Consider the following 12,580-nt stretch of genomic DNA (forward strand, 5'->3'; position numbering starts at 1 on the left):
TAACAGAAAACGCAGGGGTTAAAGCGGCTCAAGCTTGGCGTAGCCCATCATCAACCACTTGCTGCCCTCAGCCGCGAAGTTCACCTGCACGCGCGCCTGAGCTCCGGCACCTTCGAAGTTGAGAATCACGCCCTCGCCAAACAACGCATGTTTCACCGCTTGGCCGAGGCGGAATTCGGTGTCCGGCACTTCTGCGTTGGCAAACATGCTGCTGGTGTTGGCGCCTTTGTTGCTGCTGCCGTACGGACGGCTGACGCTGTTGGACAGGCGCACTTCCTGAATCAGCGCCGGCGGCACTTCGCGCACGAACCGCGAGACCTTGTTGTAGGTCTCGCTGCCATACAGGCGGCGGGTTTCGGCGTAGGTGAGCACCAGGTTCTGCATGGCGCGGGTGATGCCCACGTAGGCAAGGCGCCGTTCTTCCTCAAGCCGGCCGGGTTCTTCCAGGCTCATCTTGTGCGGGAACAGGCCTTCTTCCATGCCCACCAGGAACACCAGGGGGAATTCCAGGCCTTTGGCGCTGTGCAGCGTCATCAGCTGCACGCTGTCTTCGTGTTCGTCGGCTTGCGAGTCGCCGGCTTCGAGCGAGGCGTGGCCGAGGAAGGCGGCCAGCGGCGTCAGGTCATCTTCTTCGTTGTTCTCGAAGTTGCGCGCGGCGCTCACCAGTTCCTCAAGGTTTTCCACCCGGGCCTGGCCTTTTTCGCCTTTTTCTTCCTTGTGGTAGGTGATCAGCCCGGACTGCTCGATGACCGTTTGGGTCATCAGGTGCAGGGGCATGTCCATCACCTTGGCGGCGAGGTTTTCGATCAGCTCGATAAACCCGCCCAGTGCGGTGGCGGCGCGGCCGGTCACGCCTTTGTTGGCGACCAGCTGGCGCAGCGCTTCCCACATTGACAGGTCGCTGTGGCGCGCGTGCTCGCGGATGGCTTCGACGGTTTTCTCGCCAATGCCACGGGCCGGTACGTTGATCACCCGCTCAAGTGCCGCGTCGTTGCCACGGCCTTCGAGCAGGCGCAGGTAAGCCATGGCGTTCTTGATTTCGGCACGTTCGAAGAAGCGCTGGCCGCCGTAGATGCGGTAGGGGATCTTCTCGCGCAAGAGCGCTTCTTCCAGCACCCGCGACTGGGCGTTGGAGCGGTACAAAATGGCGATTTCGCTGCGCAGCAGGCCGTTTTTGCGCAGGTTGTCTTCGATGGTTTCCACCACGTAACGGGCTTCGTCGTGCTCGTTGAACGCGGCGTACAGGCTGATGGCATCGCCGTCGCCACCGTCGGTCCACAGCTCTTTGCCCAGGCGCCCGCTGTTATTGACGATCAGGGCGTTGGCGGCTTTGAGAATGCTGGCCGTGGAGCGGTAGTTCTGCTCCAGGCGGATGGTCTCGGCGTCGGGGAAGTCGCTGGAATACTGGTGAATGTTTTCGATCTTGGCACCGCGCCAGCCGTAGATGGACTGGTCGTCATCGCCCACCACCATCAGGCTGTCGCCGCCTTTGCCGAGCAGGCGCAGCCAGGCGTATTGCACGGCGTTGGTGTCCTGGAATTCGTCCACCAGAATGTGGCGGAAACGGCGCTGGTAGTGTTCCAGCAAGCCCGGGTGGTCGCGCCACAGGTCCAGGGCGCGCAGCAGCAGCTCGGAGAAGTCGATGACGCCTGCGCGCAGGCAGGCCGCTTCGTAGGCCTCGTAAATGCTGCGCATGGTGGCCAGGAACATATCGCCGCTGGGCTGGATATGTTTGGGCCGCAGCCCTTCGTCTTTCTGGCCGTTGATAAACCACTGGGCCTGGCGGGCCGGCCAGCGCTGTTCGTCCAGCCCCAGTTCGCGGATAACCCGTTTGACCAGGCGTTGCTGGTCATCGCTATCGAGAATCTGAAAGCTCTGGCTCAACCCGGCTTCCTGCCAGTGCGCGCGCAACAGGCGGTGCGCCAGGCCGTGGAAGGTGCCCACCCACATGCCGGCCGGGTTCAAGCCCAGCAACTGCTCGATGCGATGGCGCATCTCGGCAGCGGCCTTGTTGGTGAACGTCACCGACAGAATCGAGTGCGGCGAGGCGTTTTCCACCTGGATCAACCAGGCGATACGGTGCACCAGCACGCGGGTTTTGCCGGAACCTGCGCCGGCCAGAACCAACTGACGCCCCACCGGGGCCGCTACGGCCTGGCGTTGAGCATCGTTGAGGGAATTGAGCAGAAGGGAGAGGTCGTCGCGCATCGCGGCATTCTAGGGGGCTGGGGTAGTGAGGGCAAACGCCGCAAGTCCCATTTGCACACCCGTACCAATAGCGACGACTGGCGAGTCTGTAGGCAAACGCTCGGCCTTCTATCGAAAGTACGGGGTATTCATGTTGAAAATGCCGATATTGAGCCTTGGGAGACGGGCGCGGCTTGTGTATGCTCCGGCCACGACTAGGCACAACCATTACAAGAAAAGGGCCTATGACCGCTAATTCCAGGCGTCCTCTCGAACTGCCGTTGGCAGAGACCGATCGGGAAATTCGCCAGCTGTTCGCCACCGACATGGCCGTGGAACGCACTCGTCTGTTGTACGAGGGCTCACGCATTCCCACGCTCTTCATGCTGCTATGCGGCCTGGCCTGCGCTTACCTCTTATGGGAGCCGCGCGGCGACCTGCTGCTGGCCGGCTGGCTGGTGGGCGTAGTGCTGCTGGCGGTGCTGCGGCTGATTCAGGTGGCCGCGTTCAACGCCGCCTTGCCCTCGCGCCAAGCCAAACCGATGTGGCGGCAGATGTTTCTGCTCGGTGCCTTCTGCTCCGGCGTGGCCCTGGCCATTGGCGCTATCGCGCTGGTGCCGCCGGACGCCTTCTTCCAGCAAGTGCTGATGTTCGGCCTGATCAGCGCGGCCATCTTGTCTGCCAGCGTGGCCTACGCCGTCAGCCTCACCGCGTTTCTGACCTTTGCCCTGCCGTGCCTGGTGCCCACCGTGGTGTACCTGCTGTTCGTAGGCCAACCCATGCAACAGGGTTGGGGCGTGCTGGGCCTGATTCTGTTCGGTGCCTTGCTGGTGGTGGCCTGGCAGATCAATCGCCTGGTGCAGCGCAGCCTGGTGCAACGGTTTCATAACCAGGCGCTGATCAGCCGCCTGGAGCACGCCAAGTCTCAAGCCGAAGGCCTCAATGGCGAACTGGCACGCGAGATCGAACAGCGCCGCCGCGCCGAGCGCGAACTGCGTGACGCTCACAACGACCTGGAAATGCGCGTGGCCCAGCGCACCCTGGAGCTGGACGCCGCCAGTCACGCCCTGAGCAAAAGCGAAGCGCGCCTGGCCCTGGCCCTGGAAGCCAGCGAACTGGGGATGTGGGACTGGAACCTGATCACCGACGAAGTGCATCACTCGCGGCTCAAGGAAATTTTCGGCCTCGATCCCGAAGCCGTCACGGTGATGCTGCGCGACCTCAAGCCGCGCCTGCACCCCGAAGACTTGCCGCTGCTGCGCCGTACCCTGGTGGAGCATATGAAAGGGCTCAGCGACGGCTACCAGATCGAATACCGCGTGCGCCACGCCAATAATCAGTGGCTGTGGATCGAAGACCGTGGCCGCGCCGTGGAGCGCGACGCCAGCGGCCGGGTAACGCGCATGCTCGGCACCCGCCGCGATATCACCGCCTGGAAAATGCGCGACGAAGAGCAGCGCCTGGCCGGCATCGTGTTCGAGGCTGCCAGCGAAGGCATCATCATTCTCGACCCCGACTACAAGGTGCTGGCCGTCAACCAGGCCTACAGCGACGTGACCGGCTACAGCGCCGAGGAAGTGCACGGCCACAGCGTGGCGCGCATGATCACCAGCCGCGACACGCGCCGCCAGTACGAAGTCATTCGCCAGGAACTGGAACACAGCGGCAAATGGCAGGGCGAGCTGGTGGAAACTCGCAAGAACGGCGAGCTCTACCCGCAGTGGCTGCAATTGAACGTGGTGCGCGATGCGCGCGGGCGGGTGAGCCATATCGTCGGCTTTTTCGCCGACCTGTCGTCGCGCCGTGAAGCCGAAGAGCGCCTGCGCTACCTGTCTCACTACGACGAACTTACCGGGCTGGCCAACCGCACGCTGTTCAAGGCGCGGCTGCACGAGGCCAGTCAGCGCGCCCGCCAGGACGAAAGCACGCTGGCGCTGCTGCATATCGACCTGGACCGCTTCAAGATGCTCAACGACAGCCTCGGCCATGAAGTGGCCGATCAGTTGCTGCGGCAGATGAGCCGGCGCCTGACCCAGTCGATGCCCGAGGCCGACACCCTGGCGCGGCTGTCGGGTGATGAGTTTGCGGTGATTCTCGACAACTACGGCAGCCTCTCCAACCTCGCGCGCATGGCCAGCCGGCTGCTCGCCAAACTGCGTATGCCGATGACGGTGGGCGGCCAGGAGCTGGTGGTCAGCGCCTCCATCGGCATCAGCCTGCTGCCGGAAAACGCGCGGGAAATGAGCGCATTGATCAGCCAGGCAAACATGGCCATGCAGCACGCCAAGCACTTGGGCGGTAACACGTTCCAGTTTTTCACCGACAACCTGCAGGCCTGCACCCTGGAGCGTCTGCAACTGGAAAACCAGCTGCGCAAAGGTATCGAGCTGGGTCAGCTGGAAGTGTTCTATCAACCCAAACTGTGCCTGGCCACCGACACCCTGGCCTCGGCCGAGGCGCTGGTGCGCTGGCGCCACCCGGACCTGGGCCTGGTGCCGCCGGGCGACTTTATCAGCCTGGCCGAAGAAACCGGGTTGATCGCGCCCATTGGCGAGTTCGTGCTGCGCCAAGCCTGCCGCCAGGCGCGCGAATGGCAAATGCTGGGGCTTGCGGACATTCGGGTGTCGGTCAACCTCTCGGTACACCAGTTGCGCCAAGGCAACCTCACCAGCCTGGTGCGCCAGGTGCTTGATGAAACCGGCCTGGCGCCGCACTTCCTCGAGCTTGAGCTGACCGAAAGCCAACTGCTGGATAACGTCGAAAATGTGATCAGCACCTTCCACCAGCTGCGGCAGATGGGCGTGAAGCTGGCCATCGACGATTTTGGCACCGGCTACTCGTCGCTGAGTTACCTCAAGCGCTTCCCGGTGGATTTCGTGAAGATCGACCAGTCGTTCATCCGCGACCTGTCGGCCAACGGCGAAGACGCCGCCATCACCCGCGCCATTATTGCCATGGCCCACAGCCTGGAACTGAAAGTGGTGGCCGAGGGCGTGGAAACCCAGGCGCAGATGGACTTCCTCAAGGCCCAGCGCTGCGACGAAATTCAGGGTTTTCTGATCAGCCGGCCATTGGCGGCGGAGCATTTTGCGAAGTTGCTGCTGGAGCAGAGCAGTATCGCGTCCTGATAGGCGCCTGCCACCGTCATTCCAGCGCAGGCTGGAATCCAGATTGCCGCAAAGGACAGCGTTTGCTGAGCCATTCTGGGTCCCAGCCTGCGCTGGGACGACGGTGGTGGGGTTGGCAACTGCGACACCTTCGTGGTTTTTTCCGTACCTGCTGCACAAATTCACTCTTCGCTCGTCCCGCCTTCACCAGCCTGTGCCGGACCTCGCAATTGCTTATCGCCAACCCCGCCATCATGCGCGGCCGCACGCGCCCAGCGTGGTTTAACGATAAGGAGAGCCGACATGCTCAAGAAGTATCCCCGCCTGCTGACGGCTCTGGCCTTGGCCTCGGCGGCCTTGCTGCCCAACACCGCGCACGCCCTGGCCGTGGGCGAGGCGCAGGTGCTTTCCAGCCTCAGCCAGCCGCTGCGCGCGCAGATCGACTTGCAAGGCGTGCGTGACCTGGGGGCCGAAGAATTGAAAGTGCGCCTGGCCTCGCCCGAGGCCTTCAGGAAAGCCGGCATTGAGCGTGACGGCGCCGTTCTGTCGCTCAAGTTCGACACCACGCTCAATGCCAACGGGCACAGCATGATCCGCGTGACCAGCTCGCGCCCGATCACCGAGCCGTACCTTAATTTTCTCGTGGAAGTGGTTTCCCCGGACGGCCTGCAACTGCGTGAATACAGCCTGCTGATCGATCCGCCAAATTACGCCTTTGCCGCGCCGGCGCCAGTGAGCGCGCCTGTGGCCGTTGCCGCGCCAACGGTGAAAGCGCCGGTTGCGGCTCCCGTCCCCGCTGTCGCCAACCGCGCAGCAGTCGCCAGCCCAGCGGCAGAGAAAACCAGCGAAGGCCCGCTGGCCGGTGGCCAATACCGCACGCGCACCAATGACCGCCTGTGGGATATCGCCCAGACCATCCGTGGCGACGCCTCGCCGCATCAGGCCATGCTGGCGATTCAGCGCTTGAACCCCGACGCGTTCAGCAATGGCGATATCAACCGCCTGAAAAGTGCGCAAACCCTGCAATTGCCCACCCGCGAGCAACTGCACGCCACTGGCCGCAGCGAAGCGCTGGCGCAGCTGGACGCCCGTAAGCGCAGCGAAGCCGGCAGCGCACCTGCCGCCCAAGCTGCCAGCGACAAACTTAGCCTGGTAGGCGAAGCCGGCAGCGGCCGTGCCGAACACAAGGACGGCAGCAAGGGCAGCAAGGCCGCCGCCAAGCAGGAAGCCGACAACCGTCTGGCTCTGGCGCAGGAAGAGCTGGCCCAGGCGCGTCGCGAGGGTGAGGAGTTGTCCAGCCGCGTGGCAGACCTGCAATCGCAGTTGGATAAATTGCAGCGCCTGATTGTGTTGAAGGACAGCCAGTTGGCGGAGCTGACGGCTCGGTTGGCCAAGCTCAACAAGGAAGGCGAACCGCAGGGCGACCTGGCGCAGGTGCAACCGACTGCCAATCGTTGATAGCGGCGCAGCATTAAAGGAAAAGCCTAAAAACCCGCACCGGCTGGGTAAGCCGGCGCAGGGCACCGAAGTGCTCTAGGGAAGGCGCGCATCGCTGGGCGGGTAGCCCTCGCAATGGATGCGAAGCGCGTGGCCTGAAGCGCAGCTCAGGTGAGTGCGGTATCGGCCGGGGTCAGGCGCTTGAAGCAAGAGCCTGGGTGCGGCCCGAAGGCCGCGGGGTTCATTTCAGTAATCCATCTAAACCCTGTCGTCCCAGCGAAGGCTGGGACCTAGCATCTTGCAGGAATACGTTCCTTCCGAAACTCTGAGTCCCAGCCTGCGCTGGGACGACGGGGGTTGAAATTAGCCAATGGTCATAAGGCTGGCATTACCGCCCGCTGCTGCGGTGTTGATGCTCAAGGCGTGCTCGATCAGCAACCGCTCCAACGGAATATCGGTCTCGCCCTTGTTCAAGCCATGCACGCCGATGATTGCGCCTTTGCGTTGCGCCGCCAGTTCGCACACAGCGCGCAGCTGGTCGGAGTCGCCGTGGTGGAGGATGGCGTCGAAACCCACGTCGCTGGTGCTCCACTCGCTCACCAGCTGGATGCGTTTTTGCACCTCTTTGGGCAGCGCCTTGAACAGTTCCTGCGTCAGTGGCTGGTCCTGCCAGATCACCCGGCTGCCTACCGCCAGGGCGGCGGCCAGTTGTACCAGCAAGTCGCTGCGCTCCTCGGCCAGGCACAGCACGTGTTCGCGCGGTAGCAGGCTGTAGGTGTTGCGCTCGCCGGTCGGGCCGGGCAGCACGTGCACGCTGCCGCTTTGCGCCAGTTCGTTGAACTGGGCGCTGAGGGCGGCGACATCGGGTTCCTGTTGCGCGGCCCAGTCGTCGAAGGCTTGCAGGGCGTTGCTCTGTTCGGCGGGCAGCTTGCTGGCACCGCTCAGTTGCTTGGCCACCGCATCCTGCGGCCGGGTGGACAGCAGACGGTACATATACAGCGGGCCGCCGGCTTTCGGGCCGGTGCCAGACAAGCCTTCACCACCGAACGGCTGCACGCCGACCACGGCACCGACGATATTGCGGTTTACGTAGAGGTTGCCGACCTTGGCGCTGTTCACTACCTGGGCGATGGTTTCGTCGATGCGGGTGTGCACGCCGAGGGTCAGGCCGTAGCCGCTGGCATTGATCTGCTCCAGCAGGCTGGCCAGGTTGGCGCGCTGGTAGCGCACCACGTGCAGCACCGGGCCGAAGATTTCCCGTTGCAGTTCGCCGAAGCTGTCCAGCTCGATCAGGGTTGGCATCACGAAGGTGCCGCGTTTGATTTCATCCGCTTTGGCGCGGGCGGCCTGGAACACGCTGCGGCCTTTTTCCCGCATGGCGGCGATATGCGCTTCGATGCCGGCCTTGGCGTCGGCGTCGATCACCGGCCCGATATCGGTACTCAGGCGCTCTGGATTGCCCAGGCTGTATTCGGCCATGGCACCTTTGAGCATCTCGATCACGCGCTCGGCCACATCTTCCTGCACACACAGCACGCGCAGCGCCGAGCAGCGCTGGCCGGCGCTGTCGAAGGCCGAGGACAGCACGTCCATCACCACCTGTTCGGTGAGGGCCGAGGAGTCGACGATCATGGTGTTGAGGCCGCCGGTTTCGGCAATCAACGGAATGGTGCGGCCCTGGGCATCCAGGCGACCGGCGATATTGCGCTGAATAATGCCGGCCACTTCCGTGGAGCCGGTGAACATCACGCCGCGCACACGCTCATCGGCAATCAGCCGCGCGCCCACGGTTTCGCCACGCCCCGGCAGCAACTGCACGGCGCCGCCGGGTACGCCAGCTTCGAGCAGAATGCGCACCGCTTGCGCGGCGATCAGCGGGGTTTGCTCGGCCGGTTTGGCCAGCACGGTATTGCCCGCCGCCAGCGCTGCGGCCACTTGGCCGGAGAAGATCGCCAGCGGGAAGTTCCACGGGCTGATGCACACCACCGGGCCCAGCGGGCGGTGGCTGTCGTTGCTGAAGAAGTCCCGCGCCTGGGCGGCGTAGTAGCGCAGGAAGTCCACGGCTTCACGCACTTCGGCGATGGCGTTGGCAAAGCTCTTGCCCGCCTCACGTACCAGCAGACCCATGAGCTGCTGCATTTCCGCTTCCATCTGGTCGGCGGCGCGTTCCAGTACGGCGGCACGTTCGCCGGGCGTGGTGGCTTGCCAGATCTGGCCGCTGGACACCGCGCAGAGCACGGCGCTTTTGATGTCGGCTTCGCTGGCTTCGCTGACATGGCCCACGGTGTCGCGTTGGTCAGCGGGGTTTTTCACCGCTTCGGCCGCTGCGGGCGCCGGGGTGTCGCAACCGAGCATAGGCAGGGCGACATAGCGGTTATTGGTGCTGCTCAGCAGCGCAGAGGACAGCGAACCCAGACGGTGCTCGTTGGCCAGGTCGATGCCTTCGGAGTTCAGGCGCGCCTCGCCATACAGCGCGCGTGGCAGGGCGATGCGCGGGTGCGGCAGGCCCAGGCCACCTTCGGCGGCGGCCATTTGTTCGATCTGCACAACCGGGTCGAGCACCAGCTCTTTGATGGAAATGCTGTGGTCGGCGATGCGGTTGACGAACGAGGTGTTCGCGCCGTTTTCCAGCAGGCGACGTACCAGGTACGCCAGCAGCGTTTCGTGGCTGCCCACCGGCGCGTAGATGCGGCACGGTCGGTTCAGCTTGCCATCGGCTACCTTGCCCACCACCTGCTCGTACAGCGGTTCGCCCATGCCGTGCAGGCACTGGAACTCGTACTGGCCGGGGTAATAATTCTGCCCGGCAAGCTGGTAGATGGCCGACAGCGAATGGGCGTTGTGGGTGGCGAACTGCGGGTAAATGGCCTCCGGCACGGCGAGCAGTTTGCGTGCGCAGGCAATGTAGGACACGTCGGTATACGGCTTGCGGGTGTACACCGGATAGCCTTCCAGGCCCTCGACCTGGGCGCGTTTGATTTCGCTGTCCCAGTAGGCGCCTTTTACCAGGCGGATCATTAGGCGATGGCGGCTGCGCTTGGCCAGATCGATGACGTAATCGATCACGTACGGGCAACGCTTCTGGTAGGCCTGAATCACAAAGCCGATGCCGTTCCAGCCGGCCAGGGTCGGGTCGAAACACAGGCGCTCAAGCAGGTCCAGCGACAGCTCCAGGCGGTCGGCCTCTTCGGCATCGATGTTCAGGCCGATGTCGTATTGCTTGGCCAGTTGGGTGAGGCCGAGCAGGATCGGGTACAGCTCCTCCATCACCCGCTCGTACTGTGCACGGCTGTAACGCGGGTGCAGCGCCGAGAGCTTGATGGAAATGCCCGGGCCTTCGTAAATGCCGCGGCCGTGGGAGGCCTTGCCGATGGCGTGAATCGCCTGCTCGTAGGAGGCCAGGTAGCGCTTGGCGTCGGCGTCGGTCAGGGCCGCTTCACCGAGCATATCGTAGGAATAACGGAAGCCTTTGCTTTCCATATTCGTCGCATTGGCCAGGGCTTCGGCAATGGTTTCGCCGGTAACGAACTGTTCGCCCATCAGGCGCATGGACATGTCCACGCCCTTGCGAATCAGCGGCTCGCCGCCTTTGCCGATCAGGCGGTTGAGCGAGGTGGCCAGGCCCGCTTCGTTGTGGGTGGCCACCAGTTTGCCGGTGATCAACAGGCCCCAGGACGCAGCGTTGACGAACATCGACGGGCTGTTGCCCAGGTGCTGGCTCCAGTTGCCGTTGCTGATCTTGTCGCGGATCAAAGCGTCGCGGGTGGCTTTGTCCGGAATGCGCAGCAGCGCTTCGGCCAGGCACATCAGGGCCACACCTTCTTGCGAGGACAGAGAAAATTCCTGCAGCAACCCCTGCACCAAGCCCTGACGGCCGCCGGCACTCTTCTGGTTGCGCAGTTTTTCGGCGATGCCCATGGCCAGTTTATTGGTGGCCTCGGCCTGGTCCTTCGGCAACCGCGCCTGCTCCAGCAGCATGGCCAGGGCTTCCGGCTCGGGGCGGCGGTAGGCGGAGGTGATGGCGGCGCGCAGCACCGATTGCGGCAGGATGCTTTCGGCGAAATCCAGGAAGCATTGCAGTCCTTGTTCGGTCAGGGCTTCCAATGGCTCTTCACCCAGGGCGGCGGCGACACCGGAGCGCTCGGGCGGGGTCAGACCACCTTCCACCTGCTCCAGATAATTGAAGATCGCCTGCTTGATCAGCCAATGCGGCGTGCGGTCGATCGACTGAGCTGCCAGTTTGAGACGCTCGCGGGTGGCGTCATCAAGTTTTACGCCAAGGGTGGTAGTGGCCATGGAGGTTTCCTGAATAGGATGAAGCGATGCAAATTCAGCGTGGATTAAACCCGTTGGAAGTCAAAGGTGCAACCAGGCGCAACCTTTTTCTCTCAAAGGTGTGTAGGCCTTGGACGACGGGGTCTGGAGAGTGGTTACCTTTACGCACCTGCCCGGTGCATACGGGGCTTTGGCGGATTCAGGTTGCTACAAAATGGATCGTTTTTGCCGCCGCATTGACAAAGGTGCAACCCGAATTCCCACTGATAAAACCGACCAATGAACGATTGGCACCGGCTCGATTAGCGCTGAACCTGTAGGCCGTTGCGTGTGTCTTCACTGCGCCACCGCCTCGCTTGCTAACGGAAATTTTCATGTCGACTCAACACCCTTCATGCTTTTCCAGTGCCCATTTTTTGCTGGTGTTGGCACTGCTGAGCCTGGTTGGCTGCGGTTCCCGCCAGACACAACCCCCCCAGCCCAGCCCGGTGGAAATTCAACGCACGGTGGTAAAGCTGCTGCCCGGCACCGTCAAGGATCGCCAAGGCTGGGCGACGGACATTCAGGTGGCATTCACCACGCAAAAGCTCGACGCCAGCGTCAGCAACCTGTGTTCGGTGCTCGCCGTGACGGAGCAGGAATCTACCTATCAGGCCGACCCCCAGGTGCCGGGCTTGGGCAAAATTGCGAGGCAGGAAATCGACCGCCGCGCGTCGCGCCTGCATATTCCAGGCTTTTTGGTCAGTGCCGCGCTGGACCTGCAATCGCCCAGCGGCAAAACCTACAACCAGCGGCTGGCCGCCGTGCGCAGCGAAAAACAGTTGAGCGCCATCTTCGATGACTTCATCGGCATGGTGCCGCTGGGCGGCCAGTTGTTCGGCACCTTCAACCCGGTGCATACCGGCGGGCCGATGCAGGTGAGCATCGCCTTCGCCGAGCAGCACGCCCGCGATTATCCCTATACGTACAACGGCACCTTGCGCCAGGAAGTGTTTACGCGCCGAGGCGGCTTGTACTTCGGCACCCTGCATTTGCTTGGCTACCCGGCTGACTACCCCGAGCCGCTGTACCGCTTCGCCGATTTCAATGCGGGCTGGTACGCCAGCCGCAACGCGGCCTTTCAACGCGCCGTCAGCCAACTGACGGGTATCGAACTGACTCTGGACGGCGACTTGCTGGTGCCGGGCTCGTTATTACCCAGCTCCACCGAAAAAGCCGTGCGCACCCTGGGCAAACGCCTGGGCCTTGGCGACACCGCGATTCGCCGTGCGCTCGAGAAAGGCGAAAGCCAGGCATTCGAAGAAACCGACTTGTACGCCGACCTGTTCGCGCTGGCCGACCAGCGCGCCGGTAAACCCGTGCCCCGTGCGGTCCTGCCGGGCATCACCCTGAAAAGCCCGAAAATCACCCGAAACCTCACCACCGCCTGGTTTGCCAAGCGCGTGGATGAGCGTTATCAGCGGTGTGTGCAGCGGGGTGGGAAGTAGCCACGGGCTCGGTAGACCGCCCTGGGTAATCTCGGCAAACAGAGAATGATCTGCCAATGATCATCGCCAACTCACCCTTGAGCAGGA

At 63.2% G+C, this 12,580-nt stretch carries 5 protein-coding genes; 3 read left to right on the forward strand and 2 right to left on the reverse strand.

Annotated elements, in window-relative coordinates:
• Nucleotides 1-18: 18 nt before the first annotated feature.
• Complete coding sequence (gene uvrD / locus PKE98_RS01940; RefSeq protein WP_271193582.1) at nt 19-2,208, reverse strand: DNA helicase II; 2,190 nt, start codon at nt 2,206-2,208, stop codon at nt 19-21.
• Between the two features lie 224 nt (nt 2,209-2,432).
• Here uvrD and PKE98_RS01945 point away from each other — a divergent pair, with 224 nt between their 5' ends.
• Both PKE98_RS01945 and PKE98_RS01950 read left to right on the forward strand, forming a co-directional pair.
• Nucleotides 2,433-5,315, forward strand: coding sequence for a putative bifunctional diguanylate cyclase/phosphodiesterase (locus tag PKE98_RS01945; protein ID WP_271193583.1), 2,883 nt, complete (start codon nt 2,433-2,435; stop codon nt 5,313-5,315).
• A gap of 282 nt (nt 5,316-5,597) precedes the next feature.
• Nucleotides 5,598-6,752, forward strand: coding sequence for a type IV pilus assembly protein FimV (locus PKE98_RS01950; protein ID WP_271193584.1), 1,155 nt, complete (start codon nt 5,598-5,600; stop codon nt 6,750-6,752).
• Between the two features lie 342 nt (nt 6,753-7,094).
• Here the strand turns inward: PKE98_RS01950 and putA are convergent, their stop codons facing one another.
• On the reverse strand, nt 7,095-11,027 hold the full coding sequence (gene putA, locus PKE98_RS01955) for a trifunctional transcriptional regulator/proline dehydrogenase/L-glutamate gamma-semialdehyde dehydrogenase (protein WP_271193585.1): 3,933 nt from the start codon (nt 11,025-11,027) through the stop codon (nt 7,095-7,097).
• Nucleotides 11,028-11,380: 353 nt separating this feature from the next.
• Between putA and PKE98_RS01960 the strand changes: the two genes are divergently transcribed.
• Nucleotides 11,381-12,493: a DUF1615 domain-containing protein gene (locus tag PKE98_RS01960; RefSeq protein WP_271193586.1), complete on the forward strand. Its 1,113-nt coding sequence runs from the start codon at nt 11,381-11,383 to the stop codon at nt 12,491-12,493.
• Nucleotides 12,494-12,580: the final 87 nt, after the last annotated feature.

Origin of the sequence: Pseudomonas turukhanskensis (genome assembly GCF_027922365.1) — a bacterium.
GTDB classification, from domain to species: domain Bacteria; phylum Pseudomonadota; class Gammaproteobacteria; order Pseudomonadales; family Pseudomonadaceae; genus Aquipseudomonas; species Aquipseudomonas turukhanskensis.

Bases quoted from the DNA above. Each gene is read 5' to 3' on its own strand.
- uvrD (WP_271193582.1), bottom strand. From the start codon at position 2,208: ATGCGCGACGACCTCTCCCTTCTGCTCAATTCCCTCAACGATGCTCAA.
- PKE98_RS01945 (WP_271193583.1), top strand. From the start codon at position 2,433: ATGACCGCTAATTCCAGGCGTCCTCTCGAACTGCCGTTGGCAGAGACC.
- PKE98_RS01950 (WP_271193584.1), top strand. From the start codon at position 5,598: ATGCTCAAGAAGTATCCCCGCCTGCTGACGGCTCTGGCCTTGGCCTCG.
- putA (WP_271193585.1), bottom strand. From the start codon at position 11,027: ATGGCCACTACCACCCTTGGCGTAAAACTTGATGACGCCACCCGCGAG.
- PKE98_RS01960 (WP_271193586.1), top strand. From the start codon at position 11,381: ATGTCGACTCAACACCCTTCATGCTTTTCCAGTGCCCATTTTTTGCTG.